General features: G+C 58.3%; 16 protein-coding genes and 1 pseudogene. 7 read left to right on the top strand and 10 right to left on the bottom strand.

What is annotated here, in order from left to right; all coding sequences use genetic code 11:
* Positions 1 to 6 precede the first annotated feature (6 nt).
* Positions 7 to 861 (top strand): ParA family protein, encoded by an 855-nt coding sequence (locus ACFQ6H_RS25635; protein ID WP_003940667.1) that lies wholly within the window; start codon positions 7 to 9, stop codon positions 859 to 861.
* Complete coding sequence (locus tag ACFQ6H_RS25630; protein WP_378649385.1) at positions 858 to 1,349, top strand: hypothetical protein; 492 nt, start codon at positions 858 to 860, stop codon at positions 1,347 to 1,349. Before ACFQ6H_RS25635 ends, ACFQ6H_RS25630 begins: the two co-directional genes overlap by 4 nt.
* A gap of 398 nt (positions 1,350 to 1,747) precedes the next feature.
* Here ACFQ6H_RS25630 and ACFQ6H_RS25625 read toward each other — a convergent pair whose 3' ends face one another.
* The 9 genes from ACFQ6H_RS25625 to ACFQ6H_RS25585 all read right to left on the bottom strand — a co-directional run bounded on the left by ACFQ6H_RS25625 (position 1,748) and on the right by ACFQ6H_RS25585 (position 14,594).
* Positions 1,748 to 2,824, bottom strand: a complete 1,077-nt coding sequence (locus tag ACFQ6H_RS25625) for a DNA cytosine methyltransferase (RefSeq protein WP_378649383.1) — start codon at positions 2,822 to 2,824, stop codon at positions 1,748 to 1,750.
* 675 nt (positions 2,825 to 3,499) lie between these two features.
* The gene (locus ACFQ6H_RS25620; protein ID WP_378649381.1) at positions 3,500 to 4,246 is read right to left on the bottom strand and encodes a hypothetical protein; all 747 of its coding nucleotides are present in this window, start codon (positions 4,244 to 4,246) and stop codon (positions 3,500 to 3,502) included.
* Positions 4,246 to 5,130: a hypothetical protein gene (locus ACFQ6H_RS25615; protein ID WP_378649379.1), complete on the bottom strand. Its 885-nt coding sequence runs from the start codon at positions 5,128 to 5,130 to the stop codon at positions 4,246 to 4,248. The genes ACFQ6H_RS25620 and ACFQ6H_RS25615 overlap by 1 nt, the downstream gene beginning before the upstream one ends.
* A complete protein-coding gene (locus ACFQ6H_RS25610; RefSeq protein ID WP_378649378.1) occupies positions 5,123 to 6,943 on the bottom strand; it encodes a hypothetical protein in 1,821 nt (606 codons plus the stop codon). The genes ACFQ6H_RS25615 and ACFQ6H_RS25610 overlap by 8 nt, the downstream gene beginning before the upstream one ends.
* Positions 6,944 to 6,945: 2 nt before the next feature.
* Positions 6,946 to 7,962 carry a PD-(D/E)XK motif protein gene (locus ACFQ6H_RS25605; protein WP_378649376.1) on the bottom strand — a complete coding sequence of 339 codons (1,017 nt, stop codon included), beginning with the start codon at positions 7,960 to 7,962 and terminating at the stop codon, positions 6,946 to 6,948.
* Positions 7,955 to 10,567, bottom strand: a complete 2,613-nt coding sequence (locus tag ACFQ6H_RS25600) for a Z1 domain-containing protein (protein ID WP_378649374.1) — start codon at positions 10,565 to 10,567, stop codon at positions 7,955 to 7,957. The genes ACFQ6H_RS25605 and ACFQ6H_RS25600 overlap by 8 nt, the downstream gene beginning before the upstream one ends.
* A 381-nt stretch (positions 10,568 to 10,948) precedes the next feature.
* The gene (locus ACFQ6H_RS25595; protein ID WP_378649372.1) at positions 10,949 to 11,515 is read right to left on the bottom strand and encodes an HNH endonuclease; all 567 of its coding nucleotides are present in this window, start codon (positions 11,513 to 11,515) and stop codon (positions 10,949 to 10,951) included.
* Between the two features lie 385 nt (positions 11,516 to 11,900).
* The gene (locus tag ACFQ6H_RS25590; protein ID WP_378649370.1) at positions 11,901 to 13,781 is read right to left on the bottom strand and encodes a DNA/RNA helicase domain-containing protein; all 1,881 of its coding nucleotides are present in this window, start codon (positions 13,779 to 13,781) and stop codon (positions 11,901 to 11,903) included.
* 222 nt (positions 13,782 to 14,003) lie between these two features.
* Complete coding sequence (locus ACFQ6H_RS25585) at positions 14,004 to 14,594, bottom strand: hypothetical protein (protein ID WP_378649368.1); 591 nt, start codon at positions 14,592 to 14,594, stop codon at positions 14,004 to 14,006.
* A 204-nt stretch (positions 14,595 to 14,798) separates the two neighbouring features.
* Here ACFQ6H_RS25585 and ACFQ6H_RS25580 point away from each other — a divergent pair, with 204 nt between their 5' ends.
* Together ACFQ6H_RS25580 and ACFQ6H_RS25575 are read left to right on the top strand one after the other, a co-directional pair.
* Positions 14,799 to 15,242: a MarR family winged helix-turn-helix transcriptional regulator gene (locus ACFQ6H_RS25580; protein ID WP_378649366.1), complete on the top strand. Its 444-nt coding sequence runs from the start codon at positions 14,799 to 14,801 to the stop codon at positions 15,240 to 15,242.
* Positions 15,239 to 17,032, top strand: coding sequence for an AMP-dependent synthetase/ligase (locus ACFQ6H_RS25575; protein ID WP_378649364.1), 1,794 nt, complete (start codon positions 15,239 to 15,241; stop codon positions 17,030 to 17,032). The genes ACFQ6H_RS25580 and ACFQ6H_RS25575 overlap by 4 nt, the downstream gene beginning before the upstream one ends.
* Here ACFQ6H_RS25575 and ACFQ6H_RS25570 read toward each other — a convergent pair.
* Positions 17,029 to 17,409 (bottom strand): helix-turn-helix domain-containing protein, encoded by a 381-nt coding sequence (locus ACFQ6H_RS25570; RefSeq protein WP_378549423.1) that lies wholly within the window; start codon positions 17,407 to 17,409, stop codon positions 17,029 to 17,031. The two genes, ACFQ6H_RS25575 and ACFQ6H_RS25570, sit on opposite strands and share 4 nt — an antisense overlap.
* A 223-nt stretch (positions 17,410 to 17,632) precedes the next feature.
* Between ACFQ6H_RS25570 and ACFQ6H_RS25565 the strand changes: the two genes are divergently transcribed.
* The 3 genes and pseudogenes from ACFQ6H_RS25565 to ACFQ6H_RS25555 all read left to right on the top strand — a co-directional run.
* Entirely contained in the window at positions 17,633 to 17,878 is a 246-nt protein-coding gene (locus tag ACFQ6H_RS25565) for a hypothetical protein (RefSeq protein WP_020908376.1), read from the top strand.
* 124 nt (positions 17,879 to 18,002) lie between these two features.
* Positions 18,003 to 19,592 carry an FAD-dependent oxidoreductase gene (locus ACFQ6H_RS25560; RefSeq protein ID WP_378649362.1) on the top strand — a complete coding sequence of 530 codons (1,590 nt, stop codon included), beginning with the start codon at positions 18,003 to 18,005 and terminating at the stop codon, positions 19,590 to 19,592.
* Positions 19,589 to 19,828 (top strand): annotated as a pseudogene (locus ACFQ6H_RS25555) (4Fe-4S dicluster domain-containing protein); the annotation flags it as partial. The gene ACFQ6H_RS25560 and the pseudogene ACFQ6H_RS25555, both read left to right, overlap by 4 nt.
* Positions 19,829 to 19,882 lie beyond the last annotated feature (54 nt).

The following is a 19,882-nucleotide window of genomic DNA, read 5'->3' as shown; positions in this document are numbered from 1 at the left end:
GTTCTGATGGCTAAGACGATTGCGACCATCAACCTCAAGGGAGGCGTCGGCAAGACGACGATCACCGCGGGGTTGGCCGAGTTCATGTCGCTCGAATTCGGTCAGCGCGTGCTGCTGATCGACCTCGATGCGCAGATCAATCTGACGACGATGATGATCAGTGAGGATCACTGGCTCGAACTCAACAAGCAAGGGCTGACCAGCGCAACCATTTTCCGCGACGCCGTCGACGGCACGTCGAACTTCGATCTTGAAGCCTCGATTCAGCGCGGAGTTTCTCCGGTCAAGCGAGTGACGGGTGTGGATCTGCTTCCTTCATCTCTCGATTTGATCGAGTTGCAGGAGGAGATCAGTGCCCTTCGGGTGGCTGATCGGAACTCCACCAAGCCGGTCGAATTGTTGAGAGACGCCGTCGCACCGGTGATGCCGTACTACGACTACGTCCTGATCGATTGCCCGCCGAATCTCGGGCCGATCACACTCAACGGATTGGCCATGGCTGACGGCTACGTAATTCCCACGATCCCGGATGTGCTCTCCACGTATGGCATTCCGCAGATCCAGACGCACATCGCCAAGTTCGGCAAGGAACTCGGCCGGGAGCTATTCGAACTCGGGCTCGTGATCACCAAGTACAAGTCCAACTCGGCGGTGCACCGTACGACTGTGCGAAATCTTCGACGCGATCCCAACGTCCCACACGTATTGCCGGAGTATCTAGCGGAGTCGAATCAGATTGCCGCGTCGGCGGAGTTTCACCCGTACAGCACTTTGAAGGTGAAGTACGGCAATGCAGGTCAGTTCGATCAGATGCGTGCAATTACGCAGAACATTCTCACGGAAGCGCAGGCGAAGCTATGAGTGCGGGTATCGATGAGGCGCGTCGTCGCGTGCAGGTGCAGGAGACCGGTGCCGCGCTCTTGAAGTTGGGTGCAACTAATGCCTCGGCCTCGGTGTTGCTGGCCAAGCTGGTTCAGGTCGTCGCGGAGGAAGCTGCCCGTACCCCGCGCTTCGCGAAGGCAATCGAAAGCGCTTTCGCAGTTCCGTCGGATGGATCTGCCGCTGCAGTACCTGCTCCTGCGCCGGCGCCGCGTCGTCGTGCTGCGGCTCCGAAGGTGAAGCGGGAGCCCGGTGCTTTCGATCCGTTCGAGGTCTTCAAAGCCGATGGGGAAGCGGCGCTGCTGGAGCGTCTTTCAGCCCTCGATGCCGACGGGATCAAGGACATCATCGCGGAACAGGAAATGGATACGCACAAGGAGACCGGCCGTAAACGGAAGGTCGATGTGCTGGCGGTCTGGACCGTCGAGCGGGTGAAGGCATTGACCTCGAAGGGGAGTGCGTTCAGGTAGGGGCCTTCGGCCCCTGTGCGCCCCCGTAGTCGTGTGCGGCGGTGACAGACAGCAGAGGGTTCACGCCAGATCGCATGGCATCACCTGTTAGGACCCGCGCGTTGTCATCGCGGCCGCGGTAGGCAGCCAAATAGGGTCGAAGTCTTCGGAGAACTTAGTTGTCGGCCTTGGTAGTCTCGCCCTAACTTTCCACGACGTTCGTTCATGACCTCGGGACTTTGAAAGCAAATGGCGCTGACCGAAACCTATAGCCGCTGAGATGAATGAAGGCTTGATGGAGCGTCGTACGTGTGGCGCAGAATGCGAGTTAACCCACTGGAATTGTCAGCCGGACCGCAGGTACACCTTCCAGATTTACACGACCGAAGCGATTGTTCGAAGGTCTCTCTTCATTCAGACTAAAGATGTTGTGCGAGGAGCGTTCCGATTGCTGACGCCAACTTGATGGGCACCGCATTTCCGATCTGCTTCGCGATTGCGGTTTTCGAACCAACCCACTTGTAATCATCCGGAAACCCTTGCAGCCGTGCGGCTTCGAAGTGGGTGATAGCTCGGTTCTCCGTAGGATGGAGGTAGCGACCCTTCTCTGGTTTGAAGAATTCCGTGCGGATGGTCACTGACGGTCGGTCAGAACGTAGTCGACCCATGACGTCGCCGGAACCAGTTGTGTGCTTTCGCCAACACGGCGCCTTTAGCTCGTCGGGCAGATTGAATCTGTTTCCACCGATCGGGATTTTCGCGAACCGGTCCAACGACAGTTGCTCAAAGTTTCGCGTCAGGTGCAGTTCAGTGGTTTTGAACTCCCCTGGTAGGAGTTTACCGCCTTCTACTTGTACAAACCGGCCCTCGGGCAGAAGTTGTTCAGTCACATGGGTTTTGATCCCACGGAGAGCCTCGCCGACGGTGACGTGTGCGCCAGCGTGAGTTTTCTGTGGTTCACCGGGATCTTCCATGTCACGATGCCGTCCGATGACCACGACGCGTTTACGTGCTTGAGGCGCGCCGTAATCTGCTGCGTTTAGTGTGTGGGGTGTCAAGACATAGTCTGCAAGTTCGCCGCCGGCATCGGTAGTTTCGCAGAATATTTGGAACTCAGGTGACTTCAGAAACTGGGGGACATTTTCGAGCACGAAATACTTCGGACCTGCAAGTGCCACAGTTTTGGCATAGTGACGCCACATCTGATTTCTAGCATCGTCCGCATCCTGACGACCAAGTGCGGAAAACCCTTGGCAGGGTGGCCCGCCGACAACGAGATCGACATCAGGAACCGTGTGGGTCTGGAGCCAATCCTCGATGCGACCCTGATGCATGACGTGACCGAAGACCTGTTTGTACGTTTCAGCGGCGGCGGGATCCATTTCGACCGCGCCCGCGATATGGTATCTCTTACTGGATTCGTGTAAGCCCTGCGTCAGCCCGCCGGCACCGGCGAAGAGGTCGAGTACCTGGATCGTCGATTGGTTCGCGCGCACAGGTGAAGGGTACCCGGTAGTGCCGACTAAGATGGAAAAGCTGGTTCCATGATCATTCGATCGATGGGGCACGGCGGCAAATGTCATCACGACGTGGCAGGTTTTTACGAATCCGGAGTAGCAATCACCCAGTCTTCCTCCTCGTGCTGCACAGACGATTGCGCGACCATGTTGTCTGCACTTCCAACGGACCCTGGGGCATCGGTGAGCCCCGTCTGCCCACAGCCGATGTCCAGTAGTGATGGTTCGGCTACGCAGATCCTGACGGGTCTGTGACGGCATTTCGTGCGCTCATAACAAAGGATTGGCACTCCGAAGCTTTCGCCACGGCCGAGCTGCGTTCCAGATCCTTGAGCGCTGAATGACAGGGCGACACTGCCGTCGGTGGCTAGCGTAGTTGGGCCGATTTGGACTTGAATCAACACCGTCACCGACCAGGGGTACCGCATGCAGTGTCACGACCAACCCTGACAACTGGACGGCTCTCGGGCTAGGTTTAGACGGCAAGTAATAATGGAAACATGTTGCAGGACGAGAAGTCCCCGGCACCAGGCTAGTGCCGCCGTGGTCCTCACGCCGTGGCCCCCGGACCTTGACCGCGACCACGGTCGGCCCTTCCGACTCCCTGAGTGAAATGCCGAAGACGAGTGGATTTCGGTGCAGACGCAACTGGATCTACCGCCGGGTTGGTTGTGCCAGTTGCGCGCTGACAGATGTGGAGACTATTTCCGCTATCCACTCGTCGAGTTCTATGTTGGTAAGTGCGACCTCGTCTATGAATGCCATCTGTCGAAGGATCCTCCGCGCAACGTCGCGTATTAGGTCCCGATCATCTTTGCCGTCGAGGAGGGGATCAAGTTGCTTCGCCAGGCCCCGGATCAAAGGAGGGTTTGCTCCTATCGTGTCGCGGCGCTCGAAGAATTGGTTTAGTCCAGATTCGCCGATCCGTGAAAGGACTCCGTATTCGCCCTCGACTTGCACGTGGCGCCACCATAATCGTGCCCAGGTATGGCGAGTCATGTCGGAACAGACCCAACGCTCATCGTTGATGACGTCGAGGCGATGTTGCCACCGCCACTTGGTCACGTCTGGGAGGAGCACGAGTGCGACGAAAGACCAGACTTCTCGACTTCCCGCCTCGGACCAGGCCATTGGCATCGCATCGTGAAGCATCCTAGTTATACGAAGATCATATTCTGCGAGCATCGAAACGTGAGTGACGCCGGGAAAGCCGAATTCTTTTGCAATCTGGTAGATCTCGTCTCTCAGTGCCGCACGTCTGGTCGCAGTCGTTCGCTTGCCAAGTGGAGCGTAGTAACACTTTTCGTGGTCGAATTCAGGGGTGGTATCTCCGCCCTGTTCAATGGATCTTAGTATCGCATCCGCCGTTCCGAGCGGAAGTCGTGGCCACAATTCCATCATTAGAATGCCCTTCCGAATCCGAGTCGACGCACTGCACCCTGAACGGCGGCCAGTCTGTGCGCCAGAGAATCAGGCCCATCGCCTGCGCCTGGATCTACGAAGGCCGATCGCTTTAGCAGATCTTGTAGTACTCCACCGATCGAGTCTTCGTCGAAGATATCCGAACTCAAAGTGCCTTCTGCGTCGGCCAACCCTGCGAGCTCAACAAGAAGCCCACCGACACCCGACATGAGCTCATCGAGTAGCGCTTTCTGAGCGTTGTTCGGCTTCGTCGCTTCGATGGCACCCACAAGAGCCTTGTCACGATCGTTAATCTCGAGGCGGAAGCGTCCGGTAAACGACGCCTCTAACTGGGTCGATGTAGTGAGGTGCCACGATGCATTGTCGTCAAATGGGGTTGTTCGGAAATCAATTACTCCGATGGGGAACGTGGATGACTGACCTTCAAGAATAAATCGATGCTCGTCTAGGGCGAGGACTGAGCCCGGTAATCTGGGAAAACCTGCTGGCGCCGTGGGATTAGCCCCGATCGACAAAGTGGTTCTTAGCGTTACTATCCCACCAAGCTCGTTGCCAGACAGGACTACCGAAATAGTCTCCACTCCTCCAGCTACTTCAGCGTGGCCTACGCAGCGGCGAATCTTTGAAGTCGAGGCTATCCATGATGTCGTAATGCGTAGCGGCACTTCGTCTGTGAGTCGTAGCTCAGCCCGGATGGCGGTCTCGTCGACCCGCAAGGTCCGGCTGAGGTGTATGTCGGTACCTCCGCCCCAGTCCGGATACTCATCACCAAGTGGGGCCTCATTTCCGTCGAGGTTTTGCCAGTGTCCGAAATTGACGTGGTCGGCATGTGGTAGCACATAGCTGGCGTCTAGCCTATGCATCGCGATCCTCCGATGTGACCACGATGATCCGGATCGCCGCGTTTGGGACGTGGTCAGCTTCAACGGTCCATAGGCCAGCATCCCCTCGCTCTGCGACTAACTCCGGGCCGTCTACTTGCTTGCCGTCGCGGTACCAGCGACGGACGTGTGGTACCTGGGCCTTGAGAGGACCCGCGGATTCCGAGCTTCCATTTCCGAGGATCACTCGCGCTGAGGCCGTGACGACCATTGGTGAATGGCGCGGGTCTGGCACCTCCACCGTCGCCGTGACTATGGGTCTATCATCCATGAATTCGACCTTGGTGTGACCGACAACCCTCGCCCGCCTCCCCGATTTTCGGGAGGACGACGACCCGCCCCCAACCTGAGGTGACGGGGCCGTGCCTTGCGCCCCGGAGACAAGGGAACCGAGTGCGGATGAGAGCCGACCCAAACCCTCTATGACCTTCGACTGGCCACCAGAGAGTGTGCGGGTGAAATTCTCGGTCTGCTCGCGAATAAATGTGGACTGCCCCCGCACGACGCCTAGAGCGGTTTTGGATAGCCCACCCGTTTCCCAATTGTCATGTGTGGGCGGTTCTGATGACGCGAAGTAGTGATCGGCCTCGGCGCTCGCCTTATAAACCCCGACGTATCCGACGGCCGGGTGGGCGCCCGTGACCCCGGGAACATAGTCGACGATGAGTTCTGCATCGCGCATACGCGCAATGTGTCGGAACGGTGAGTCGATTGGTCGCGCCGCCCAGACAGCCTTTGCCAGATCACTCGATCGTTGACCAATCATCGGATCGTTCGGTGTCGTTTCCAGTGCCAGGTTCCCTGCAATCTTCGGCGGTGTCTTTCGAGTGTGTGGGACATCGTCCTGCGCGTGGATAACGTCAAGGGCCCTCGAAAAATCGCAGAGAACTGGGGATTCGTCCACGAGCGGGATCGGGATTTGTGATCCATCCACCACAATCTTAAAGTCAATCGAAGGAGGTCGTCTTGAAGACCCGAGTTTTGGCCACAGATTCCAGAGAACTGCAGTCACCAACTTTTTCCCTAACAAAGCAGGATCCCCATAAATCCCTTCGACGTCGAACTCTGGCTCGACGATCACGACATCCGTGCCTGTCTCTCCGTCGGCGAAACCAGGCAAACCGAGTATCCGCGCCATTTCGGCAGCGTCAGTTCCAAGAAGCGGATCTGGGATATTGTCGCTCACGTTGCCCCACCAGTGACGTCCGGTGAAGGGTCGCCGCGATTCGTTCTCGAACTTCGATCCGAGGGCGGCGCCCATCAGCCGTCGCCCTTTTTTCCCTTGCTCACCGGTGGCAGTATCGACAAGGATCGTCGACCGTTTACTGCAGGAGTATAGGATTCCCTTCCCGAATCCGTATGTCCCACCTCCCAAGTCGCGATCGCGAGGCTCGCCGACGTTCCGCATGAACTGGACAAAGTTAGCCAGATCTCCTGGAGGAGTGGGCTCATCTGCGCGTATCGGCCCTCCAAGGCCCAACGTGCCGCGGTCGGAGATCACAAGAATCCAGGTATCAATAGTGAAGGCTGCTGCAAGCTCCTCTCCCCTGAGGCCCGGAGGCTCAGGGAAGAATTTTTCGTTCCACGCACTGGCTCGATCACCGAGTCGTTGAAGTTCGATTCGGACCGATATCTTGCTCCCTCGGCGGGCGTCCCAACTGTTCTGCACTGCTTCACGGACAAGGATTTGAAATGAATCCAGACCCGAGCGTCCTAACTGGTTCAGGATGCCAGTTGCTGTTTGGTTTCCCTCCGCCGAAAATGGTTGGGACCACCACTGTGGCACACTTTTCACACTTACTCTCCTGACGCCAGTCGAGGAAATCCGTCTCTGCTATCTGGATGAGATTTTAGGATGCTCAGCGCGATGGTGTATTCGAGACGATTGATGCCAATAGGTTTTCCACTAACTAGCTGTTCGGGTGTGATTCGTGGGATTTCGTTGTCTACGGGCACATGGAAGGCGCGGGTCACGCTGAACATGGGTGAATCGGCGGGGGCGGAGGAGAATTGAATTCCCGCACGTCTGAGTCGAGTTTCCAGCTCGCCACGATCATGCGGAGGGGTTCGATCCAGAATGCTTTGGGCTAAATCTGGAAGGGACCGGCCGTTTGCACTTTCATCGACCTGAAGGATGGCCAGCCACAAGTTCTTACCATTTTTCCGGGCGAGCTGGTCGAACCCGTGGATGGTGATATCAACGGAATCCGCGCCTATTGCCTTTACTTCAACCGAATTCATTTTGAACTCGAAATCGTGCGGAGCACGATCTGGGCCTACCCACATCGCCGGGGTTATCGGGACGTCCGTCACGTCAAGGAAGATTTCATATATGGAGAGTTCAGCGAACAGCGAAATCCGCTGCTGGTAGGGCAACACGCCGGAAGTAAGTAGAGTTCCGAGTAGTTTGCGCCATCGTGCTACGACCAGGGCGACGGCTCGAACTGGTTCGGGTGCGTCGAGGACGCTCTCGACGACGTCGACGACTACCTGTTGGAACTGAGAGTCCAATTCTGGGAGCCGGCAATGAATGTCCAGGTAGTCCCCACTGGACTCGGCACCGAACCTGTAGCGGGCGTACGAAACGGTGAGTGGGCTCCGCTGGTTTGATTCCGGACGGTTTCCGCGATTGATGGGTATGAGCAGATGTTTAGTTCCTTCTGGATCCACACAGACCAGTGGATGGCGATTTTCAATCATGTGGGACAGTTGAAAGACACACCACCCGTCGACCCTTTCGTTTTCGTTCAAGGGGAGACGATCCAGGTGTAGCCAGCCGTCACTGATCTCCCGAACGATTCCTGCATTACTCATCTGCGAGCTCCTCCCCGAAGACATATTCGTGGGTTTCGATAATCTCGCTGTGCGGCGGTAACTCTATTGCCATGTGCGTGGTCCGGACTGTGTTCCCGGAGGTGTCATCGGTAATGGGGAACACGATGGCCAGACCCACAGGTGTGATGACAGCAGCAAGATCTGCACGACCATTCTCTGGGTTGTTCTTACCCGTACGCACTGGGCTGCTTGCCTTGTCGATTGGATAGAGCAGGAGAAGCGGCACCCCTTTCGTCTGATGGTCGTTGGACCGTCGGACTTTTAGTTGTACTTCTTTGAGATTTTTTGCATCAGCCGAGTTCATTCCCTTGATGTCTACGACGATGTCTTGCTTGCTCATTAGGGTCTTGATATCGGAGCGATTTTCTTGATGGTTGTGGATTAGTCGAGAACGGATCACGTGCTTGATCGTTTCCCCTGCGAACTCTCTCTCCTCACCGTCGCCAGTCATGACCGCAACATTCCATTGAAGTAATTCAGGATCATCCTTCTGGATTGCCTTCTCGATGTATCTTGTCAGCATCTTTACGTCCATGTCGGTGGAATTCGAGTGCACTTGATAACTGTCGAGGAATTCCAGGATGAGCGACACGTGAACATTGCGGTAGACGGTGTGGTCGCCCTGACTCGAATTTTCGCGAACTGATCGCGCGGCGACGGACTGGAGCAATCGCTCGGCTGCATCCAGGTTTTGGGTCAACCAATCCGGGTCATTCTCGCGGAAGTAGCGAGTCTGTAGTCGCGCGCCGCTGTAGCTTGTTTTTGCTGGAGCGGCCGCACCCATTTTCGCAGTGATTCGAAGGCTGGGATGAGTTCTGATCCTGACAGCGACCTCCATCGGTGTCTTATTCTGCAATTTGTATACGTCGATGTCCTGTCGCATTTCGTGCTCTACCAGTGATAGATGGCGAAAGGCGCTGCGGAGTTCATCCGTCATCCAGATCCGCGGAAGGTCTTCGTACCCGTTTCGGAATCCGAACCAGCGTCCCATCTGCATCAGTGTGTCGTAAGTGTTGCTAGGGCGGATAAATACCGAGGAGACGAGGCCTTCAAGCGTCAGTCCGCGTGACAGGGTATTTCCCCCAACTGCGATGGCGACGACAGGTTCGTCGCCGGTGTAGTCGAGTCGATCGGAACTGGTCGAGTTATCGATAATGACCTTGCAGCGCGAAAGTACGATTCCCAGATCCTTGACTAATTGGTCGAACGGCTCCGTCTCGCGATTCCAGACGGAGGGATCTACCTTGGAGGTCTCATCCTTCCACAGAGTCCGAAGCTCATCGAGAACTTGCAAGTCCCGGTTTTCGACAGCAACTCGATGTTCGTCTACGAATAGTTGCAACGGTTCTTTGAAGGATTCGTGCACTAAAGTCTTGAATGATGTGTGGATGAGCATCGAGCTGTGATCCGGTCCTGTACGGGTGAACCTCGCCGCAGTAGCCAGAAGGAACCAACGCAAGGCGTCACGAAGCTCGTTAGTGATCGTGGGCGAGAATCCGCTTTCCGCCTTTTTACCCATCGGGCGCAGGAGACCAGCGTCCTGCGCAGGAATGCTTCGGATCATGTCGTATCCGTCAATGTTGGGTTCATCGGGCGAAGGATCAGTCCGACCGAAGAGCATCTCAGGGCCGAAATATCCCTTGGGTTGTGGAAGATTCAACATGAAATCTCGCGGATACAGATCATCCGAGTCCGACGGATCGATAAACACATTGGCGAAGGGCGTCGCTGTGTAGCCGATGTATACTGCGCCTGGGGTCAAACCGAGTATTTCCCTAATTAGCGGGTTTATTGCCCTGGTCTCGATCGAAGCCTGATCTGCCTCGTCGTCAATTACAAGAACTCGAGCGTTCTTTAGGTGCTTATCCACGCCCTTCTGGCCGAGCCAGTCTGCAAGTCTTCTCAGCACCGTTGCGTTCTTCTTAGCAACGATCAGTGATGTTTTGCCAGCCGACGTCACGTAGGCGGCGAATCCATGTGAGAGATGTCCGCTACCCGATTTCGAGTTGGGGCGGAACGGGAAATCTTGTGTCGTGCTTGTGATGTTGAACCACTTATCTTGATTTTTCGCCACAAGTTGTTGATTCAGTCGCACTTGCGTTTGCGCACGTAGGGAATTGTGGATGCCGGAGAGGACGATGACGAGGTTGTAGCCGAGGTCAGCAACCTTGGCGATGACCGCGGTGAAGTTCGTCGTTTTTCCGCTCTGGACATAGCCGACGACAAGTCCTCGTCGGGACTCTGTTGACTTTGAAGGATCCGGAGTGAGCGCCACAATCTCGCTTGTCACCTGGTCTAACTCTGGGATCTGGCGCTCGCGACCGATCAATGTGAGTTCCTCTACGAGCCCATGCCAGTGCACGTCGTTGGCCCCGGGCCCCGGATACGGCCAAGTGTCGACATTGACGATTGCTTGACCGAAACCAGATTTGGTGGCGTCTACGTTTGTGAGGTAGCGAAGCCTCAACCGCTCCGCAACGCCCTCCGACATCATTCCGGTTGCCACCCATTGCTGTTTGGCTGCTTCGACGCCGGCCTTTGTCGCAATACTGAAGAAAAGCTCGTACGCCTTATCCTCGTTCATCGTTCTCCAAATCGTGTTCTCGACGGTGCGAAGGCCAAACCTAGGACGTTCCGAGTGGCTTGCCGCATACTACTGCTGTCAACAAACAAGGATTCTCCAGCCTGGGATAGTCCGACTTTCGTCAGTTGAGAGAATCTCAGAAAAGGGAGAACCAACCAGCCGAGCAAGCCTACGTCCCGCCGCCCGCAACCGTTCGTTGACGCCGTGGACCGATCTCTCCGTGGCGCACGTCGGAACAATCGCATTCGGGCTGACCGCCACCTCACGCGAAGTCTGCTCGTCGTGACGAAGCTGTATGTTGATGGTCCTGCGAATGTGGAACGTCTGAAGGTCGCTTTCCTTGCACGGACGCCGCACGCGAGCGTACGTTGCGAATTGAGTCTATGCCGTGGCTGATGATTTAGACATCCAGGTGCAGCTTTCGCGATGACGGCGTAGGGCATCCACATTGGGATGGTGAGCTCGGTTGGCGGGCAATCGTAGAGGCGTGCCATCCAAGGGCTCGTAGTCTGTGCCCGTTAGCTTCGGGTCGACGCGGAGGAGTCGACTCTCGTCGACAGTGATGCGCAGGAGGTTGAACAGTGTGAGAGTATCGGCACGCAGTAGTAGTCCATTGGTTGCGTGATGCGAATGGTCGCCGAAATAGCGGTTGATGTGAGCTGCTTCGAGAACCGCAAGTGCCGGAGATCCGGTAACTGCGCACTTTGCATGATAACTGTCGATCCGGGAGTCTCGAAACTTTCCTTGCCCGCGACGGATGTTAATCGTCCGCTTTGATCGTGCGCGTAAGTCTTCACCGGGCTCATATGCAGTGCCGCTTGTAGGGTGAGTGACATCGATCCGAACGTCGGTCTCTAACAACGATTGTAGATAGTGTTCGCCTTCAACGCTCTTGACTTCTATGCGACCGTTGCTCGCCGGAACTGTTGTTCCAGTAGCTGTTGCCATTTCTTTCCATGACACATTTTTCAGTAGCTTTGAGCTCCTAGCTTGGAGTTCAAAGCGGAATCTGTACTCTCCGCTGTCGATATCGTGCCAGTGGGCTGGCGCGTGCGTTGAGTTCAACGCGAAGGTCGCCCAACCAATGAAGGTGCCTCCGGCTATCCAAAGAAGATATTGTCGCGAGGTTCGATCTTGGTCCGCGGACGTGTGTCCCAAAATCCGTCTGTCTTTGCGAAGTCCCAGTGATCGGGATAGTCCTTCGAAATAACCAATACCCAACTTGCCATTACGCATGCGCCTATCCGGTATCGCACCAGGTGGAGGCATGTCCTGTGGCGGAAGCCTGTCGGGCCGAGCTCGTTTCTGTTAGAAGTGTGTTCCGAACGAAAGGTCAGAGGTGTTCGCTCACCAACGAACGAAGAGCTTTTCGAGTCTCTTCGTCTGTCGAGTAGATGACAGTTCCAACCATGCCTCGGGTGAGCAGAACTTTGTAGATGTTGCGGATCAAACGGTTGAACCGGACGTCACCGATCTTCTTCGTGTTTTTGAGATCCGGGTCGCGGTTCACGGTGCGCACCGTGGTGAATGCGCCGTTGCGCCAGACAATGTCAGGTCCAAAAATGACACCGTTCCAGTCGTATTCGAACCCCTGCGCGGTGTAGACGCATCCAACCTGGCCGAAGCCGCCGTCTTCAGTAGCCCAAAGCGGGGCCGGTGGTGCGTCTCCGATTCTCCTGTCACTCTTGCTATTCCAGGGGCGGGACCAGTTGCCGATCTCTACATCCGGCACGAGAGTGCCATCTTTCTCGGCGTTGCTCCACGGCCAGCAATACCCTGCCGTCATGCGAGCCGAGTATCCGCGCTCGATCTGTTGTGACAGCAGATGCTCCATTTCCTCGGGAGTGTCGGCGATACGAACTGAGAACTGCGGATCGCCAGCCCAGGCCACTGGCCCTCCTTCTGCCAGCCCGAGAAGCTGTTTGACCCAGAGAACGTACTCTTCGCTACCACCGCAACGGAATTGCTCGCCGAGGTGAACGTGCTGCGCTTCCAGCCCGAGTGACTTTGCGTGGCGCTCGATCTGCTCCAACGACCCCATCTCGCCGGGGCGCACCACCTGGAACTCGTCGAGCAGGAAAACGGGGACGCGGGCCGCTGCCATCAGCTCGTCGAGCTGGGGACGCTCTGTTCGAAGCTCGGCTTTGGTGTAGCGGTCGACTGAGGTCTCGCGGATGCGGTGAGCCTCGTCGAGAACAAGTACGTCGAGACCATTGCGATCAGCAGTCATGAACTGGTTGAAGTACTTGAACATCTTCTGTACGCGTGGGGCTCGGGCGCCTGCCACCTTGCGCAGTGTTTGAGTGAACGATCGGGAACCTGTGGCGTGCAAAACCGTTCGACCACGCCGTGCGAGTTCACCGACCAGGGACAGCGCGACGACACTTTTGCCACTGCCAGGCCCACCGGTGACGATGATGACTCGTTTGTGATCGAGTTGGTGAGCTTGATCCACCGCGTGGAGTACTAGGTCGACAGCGAGTTGCTGCTCGCCCAGGAGGTGGAACTGCGGGCGATCGCGAACCTCAGCGGCAGCTACCTTGAGCAATTGTTGAGATGGTGCCACTGCGGAGCGGATCAAAGTATCACCGGCAGTGTGTCCCGAAGACTCAGGGGAGAGTCGAGATTTGAGGAAGGCTTGCATATCGCCGCGGTCAGCTCCGGTGAACAACCGACCGCTGAGGGAGACGGGATACGACCGTAGTTCTGCGACGGCTGCAGGATCCGTGGCGTTGTGGAGGTAGGCCATGCCCGCGACAGCATCGGGCTGATCGGCAAGAGCCTTCGCGAAGTCTGACAGATACTCGCAGTAGCCCTTGACCTGTGCGACCGGGTGTTGCTTGGGGCCACCAGGCATGCCTGGTACCACGACAAGGTCCGCGCTACCTTCAAATCGCTGAGCAGCAGACCACTGCTTGAGTTCGACGACGACGTACGACGGTCGGCCTGTGATCGGATGCATCCCGGCAAGAATCACGTCAGTACGCTGAGATGTGAGTGGAAGGTGATACTCGACCAGCATCTCGACACCGCCGAGACCGGCTTCGATCAAATCGTTGGCGAGAACGGGAAGGCTTCGGCTCCACGACTTCTGCTCCGATTCACTGGCGCGTCGGCCGGTGCGGAACAGCATTTGTTCCAACAGCTGTTCTACCAAAGAATCAGGATGCGCCATCGCGCCAATCCTGTTGGCAGAAGTTCGAAGCAAGGTCACAGTGAGATCCCCCAGGCAGCACGAATCGAGTCGTGCGGGTGGGGGCATGTCCGTGGCTGCGAATCACAGCGGAAGTCCGTCGGGCCGCGCTCAGTACATTAGCGGAAGCGCGGCCTTGGACTACTAGCGGTTCTCGTCGTGCAGGCAACTGGCAACTGGCAACTCTGCTTAGAGGTCGGCCATTCCGCATCCGAACCTGCAGTCAGCTCGGTGTGCTAACTCCTAGGAGTTGAGCGCAATAATTCCAAGATCGCCATCGGCGGCGTCTGCATCATCGCCGCACGCGCAGTCACAGTCCCCGCCGCAACTGCCGGGATTGCAGTCGCCAGCGTAGCTTTCGTCATCCGCGTCACAGTCGAGGGACCCGCCGAAGGATTCAGCAAAATCGTCGTCGAGTTCGTGAGTGAAGTCGTGGACTTCATCGATGAGGTTGAGTAGATGCTGGGGGGCGAACGGATCCGCGTCGAGCATCGTGGAGACCAGTAGGTGGTCGCCGCTGAAGGCGAAACGCAGGCGCGGCCATTCCTTCGCGAGTTCGATCAGTCGAGTTGCAGCATGGGCGGGATTCCCGAGACCCGTGAGGACCGAGGACCAGACGTTGATCTGAGGGCCGTCATCCGCGACGGTCACGTACACGACAAATCCGTGAACCGGCACGACAATGTCGCCGTCATCGTCGGTGGCAGGCACACTGCCCAGTAGCTCGGCGAGGGCCTGGACGCACAGGCGAACCAATTCCTCGCGCTCGTCCGTCACCAGGGCAAGCTTGCCGTCGATGTGAAGCGGCTGATCGGCGGTGTCTTGCTCGCTCATGGATCCTCGTCTCCTGTGTCCGGACCGCATACGGGCGGACACTGTTTACTGCGGTTGTTGTCGTGACCAGGATAGTCGGGGCCGTGAGGCTCATCCGCCCCGGTGATCGGGCCTTACCCCCTTCGGCCGCCAGGGTGGCGGCGGTCATATTGCGTCGGACACAGGGGTCGGCGTTATAGTTGCCCAGTGCAACAAGACGGAGCAATGGCGCTCACCGGTCCACCAGCCGTTCATGACGAGCTGGTGCACCTGACGCGGCAGCTGATGACGGGGGATCGGCATTCCGATGACCACCCGTCGATCGCGCAGCATTCCTTCCTCTCCTTCATCGGCCGCAACGACGGCTGCAAGGCCACGGAGATCTCAGAAGTCTTCGGCGTCAACCGCTCGACCATCTCGCGCCAAGTTCGCGGCTGCATCGAGGCAGGCTGGGTGTATGCCGATCCGGGATCCGTTCGTCAGGGCAATCCATTGCACCTCACGGAGGCTGGCCGCAAATACCTCGACGTCGCCGACGCGCGTCGGCTCGACCAAGTCGCCGGCAGGCTGCACGATTGGACCGAGTCCGAGGTCGCAGACTTCGCCCGCGCACTCCACCGCTTCAGAATCAGCATCGAATCGCAGACCAACGGAGATGACACCCTGTGAGTGAGTACAGCGCCAAAGCCCAGTTCACCATCTCCGACAATGAGTCTGTGGTGCACACCGTCTTCACTCACGCCGAGCGCACGCCAGATCTGACGGTGTTCTCCCGCCCCAAGGGAGAGGGTTGGGTGGACGTCACAGCCAAGGAGTTCGCCGAGCAGGTCACCGGCGTCGCAAACGGTCTCATTGCAGCCGGGGTGCAGGCAGGCGACCGCGTCGCACTCCTCTCCGCGACCCGATACGAGTGGACGCTCTTCGACTTCGCCATCTGGGCTGCCGGCGCGGCTACCGTTCCGATCTACGATTCGTCGTCTCAGGGGCAGGTCAGCTGGATCCTCGAAGACTCCGAGGCCGTCATCGCAATCGTCGAAACCGGCGCGCACGAGCAGCTGTTCCAGGACGCGCCAAGCACTCTCAAAGCAGTCATGCAGATCGATGACGGCGCTGTGGAGAAGCTGACCGCACAGGGTGCCGACGTTGACGACACCGAGCTGAAGAAACGGCTCGCGGGCATCAAGGCCGACGATCTGGCGTCGCTCGTCTACACCTCTGGCACGACAGGCCGTCCCAAGGGATGCATCCTGACGCACCGCAACTTCCTGTCCGAGGTGCGCGGGATTCTCACTGCATCGATCGGCGAGGTGGCGGTTCCGGGAAACCGAGTCCTGACCTTTCTGCCGCTTGCGCACGTACTGGCCCGCGCGGTGTCTCTCGCGACGTTCGAAGCTGGTGCGTCGCAGGCCCACTGGTCCGACTTCGCCACCATTACAACCCAATTCGAGCGCTACAAGCCCAACACCATCCTCGGTGTTCCGCGTGTCTTCGAAAAGGTTCGTGACGGCGCAGCACGCAAGGCGGAGTCCGGTGGGAAGATCCCCGGCGCGATCTTCGCTTTCGCAGAAGCTACCGCCAAGGAGTACAGCCAAGCTCTCGACAAGGGCGGTCCCTCGCTGATCTTGAAGGCGAAGCACGCAGTGGCAGACAAGCTCGTGTATTCGAAGCTTCGTGCGGCTCTCGGCGGCGAGTGCTGGTTCGCGATCTCCGGCGGCGGCGCCCTCACTCCTGAACTGGGGCACTTCTTCCGTGGGCTCGGAGTTCCGATCTACGAGGGCTACGGTCTCACCGAAACCACTGCGGCGCACTGCGTCAACGTCCCAGGTGCTCAGAAGATCGGAACCGTCGGACAGCCGATGGGCGGCAACGGGGTACGCATCGCCGAGGACGGCGAGATCGAACTCAACGGTGGGGTTGTCTTCAAGGGTTACTGGAAGAACGACAAGGCCACCGAAGAGACATTCGTCAACGGCTGGATGCGCACCGGGGATCTCGGTGAACTCGACAGCGACGGTTACCTTTCCATCACCGGACGCAAGAAGGATCTTCTGGTGACGGCGGGCGGCAAGAACGTCTCGCCCGGCCCGATGGAAGACCGTATCCGTTCGCATTCCATCGTCTCGCAGGCAGTTGTCGTCGGCGACGGGAAGACCTACATCACGGCACTGCTGACCGTCGACCCCGAGGTGTTCCAGAAGTGGAAGTCGGAGAACGGCAAGCCTTCCGGCGCCACCGTCGCCGCACTGCGTGATGACAAGGACCTTCGAGCGGAGCTGCAGAAGGCTGTCGACGACGCCAATGCCGCTGTCTCACATGCGGAGTCGATCAAGAAGTTCGTCATTCTCGATCGCGATCTGACCGAGGAAGACGGTGAGATGACGGCGACGCTCAAGATCAAGCGCAATGTCGTCGTCGATCGGTTCTCGAAGGAGATCGAAGGAATGTACGCGAAGAGCTAGGTGCGTTTGGGGAACTGCTCGCGGTAGGTCATCACGTCATCGAGGCGGAACCTGCGGTGGGTGCCGCGTAGTTCGATAGGGAGTTTCCCGGCGTCGGCGAGTTTGCGTACATACGTGTCCGAAACGCCGAGGATCTCTGCTGCCTGCGAGGTGGTGAGGAGCTCTGCGACGGGCCCGAGGGCGACGCTGTCCCCGGCAGCGAGGTAGGTCAGGAGTTGGACGACGGCGTCGCCGACCGACGGAGGAATCTCGATGCTCACGCCGTCGAACACCAGCGTGGTCGTGTCTGTCGAGGTTGCGGCTCTCTGGGCCAGAGCTGTCTTGATTCGCTCGGCAGCGTCGCCGTCGACTGCGGAAACGATGTGGTCGATGCTCACGCGGTGTATCTCCGATCGAAGGCAGTGTTTCGCAAGCATAGACAGCGACAGTGTCCGTCGGCACGCTGGATTGCGCCGTGTGCGTTGCATTACATGAGTGCCGTGGGTGGAAAACGATTTACCCACGTAGATCGGAATTCGAAGGTTTTGGCGCCCAAAGATATTCGACTCGACGCATATTTAGCTCACCAATTTTGGTGTACCCGCAAGTAACATCCTGAGCGTGGCTAGACGATCGGTAACGGTGAGATTCGACGTAGAGGAACTGAGGGCCCTAGAGACCCTCCAAGAGCTCACGGGCGCGGACATTTCGAGCGTCATTCGTGAAGCTGTGATCGAGCATGCGCGTCGATGTGTTGCGCAGGGAAAGCCCCGCGACATCGCCGAGCGACGTAAATCGCTGACCTTGCAGGAAGCCTTCGCCAAGTATTCCGCGTTGTGCACCGATGAGGAGCGGGAAGCGTCGTAGCGCTCTGTCGATGCGATGGTGACCGGTTGAGTTCACAGTGATTCTGACTGTGGCGCTGGGTAGTTCGTTCGAGGAATATTGCGGCAACAGCAGTGTTGCGTAGACCTCTGACAGGAGCTGGCCAGTGATGGACGTCCTCGAACTCTCCACCGATGTATTGGTGATCGGTGGTGGCCCCGCCGGCGCGTGGGCAGCGTTGCGCGCGGCCAAGGCCGGTGCAGACGTCGTCCTGGTCGACAAGGGCTACTGCGGAACGAGCGGCGCAACGGCCCCCTCCGGAACGGGTGTTTGGTACGTCGAACCGGATACGACTGCACGTGAGCGGGCAAAGGCCGGACGCGAGGCGCTCGGCGGATATCTTGCCGACCACCACTGGATGGACCGCGTGCTCGCGCAGACCTACTCGAACATGGATCTCCTCGCGGTGGAGGGCAGATATCCCTTCCCCGTCGACACCAGCACGGGCAAGCAGATACGCACCGGCTTGCAGGGGCCGGAGTACATGCGGCGGATGCGCACCTGGATTCGTCGAGCCGGTGTGCGGATCCTCGATCATTCGCCGGCGTTGGAGCTGTTGGTGGACGGCGAAGGACGAGTTCGCGGAGCTGCGGGCTACCAACGCCACGAACACCAGGACTACCGCGTCTCGGCAGGCGCGGTAGTGGTCGCCAGCGGAGGTTGTGCGTTTCTCTCCGGTGCGTTGGGTACCAACGTCGATACCGGCGACGGTGCATTGATGGCAGCGGAAGTCGGGGCCGAGTTCTCCGGCATGGAGTTCTCGAACGCGTACGGAATCGCAGCGGCCGGATCGACGATCACCAAGACGGCGTACTACGCGTACGCGACGTTCTTCCACGCTGACGGAAGAGTGCTCGAAGGAGCCGGTTCGGCGAAGGGGAGGTCCGTCATCGCCAGCACGTTGCGGAACGAGCCCGTCTTCGCGCAGATCGATCGGGCCGACGCCGAGGTGCAGCGTCGGATGAGACTGGGGCAACCCAACTTCTTCCTGCAATTCGATCGCCGCGGAATTGATCCGTTCACCGACAAATTCGAGGTCAGCATGCTCGCTGAAGGCACGGTGCGCGGCACTGGGGGAATCAATGTCGTCGATGACGATTGCGCGTCATCCGTTCCAGGACTGTTTGCCGCCGGGGACGCTGCGACCCGAGAGCGAATCTGCGGAGGTTTTACCGGCGGGGGAAGTCACAACGCCGCGTGGGCTATGTCTTCTGGTTCGTGGGCGGGCACCGGCGCCGCGCGCTATGCGCTGTCGGTCGGACGCGGGGCTACCAGTGGTTTACGCGGAGCCGGAACCGTCGGATTGCGTAATCCGGTACGAACCGGGTTTGCTGCCGACGATGTGGTGAAAGCTGCTCAGGCGCAGCTGATTCCCTTCGACAAGAACTACCTCCGCAGCGGTGATCGAGTATCCGCAGCGCTTGGTGAGCTCGAATCGCTCTGGGGTGCAGTGAGTGCGGATCTGGGCGCGGACCCAGCAGGTCGGATGGCGGCGCGGCAGGCTGCCGCGATCACGGCCGTCGGTCGCTGGATGTACCACTCGACGTTGGCGCGGACCGAGACTCGGGGAATGAGCAAGCGGGACGATTATCCCGAACTCGATGTGACGCAGCACCATCATGTTCTCACCGGTGGTTTGGATTCGGTGTGGACCCGGACTTCCGAAACTGTCGGATCTGCACTGGTGGCGTCATGATCGAGCTGGTGTCAGCGCCGGCATGCATCGGCTGTGACAAGTGCGTAGATGTATGTCCTACAGATGTTTTCGACCGGAGGCCGTCGGGCGTCCCAGTGATTGCGCGCCAATCGGATTGCCAGACCTGCTTCATGTGCGAGGCCTATTGCCCGACGGATGCGTTATACGTGCATCCTCAATCCACACCGCTGGAAACGGCCGATGTTATAGAGGACGATCACATCGGCCGCGACCGCGGGGTCGTATAAACATAACCCAGCCCACGAGACAACTAACGAAAGAGGATGACG

The organism is Rhodococcus sp. NPDC056506, from assembly GCF_042794945.1.
Classification (GTDB): Bacteria; Actinomycetota; Actinomycetes; order Mycobacteriales; family Mycobacteriaceae; genus Rhodococcus_F.
Note: the sequence above shows the minus strand (reverse complement) of the source record. Positions and strands in the feature narration are given on the sequence as shown.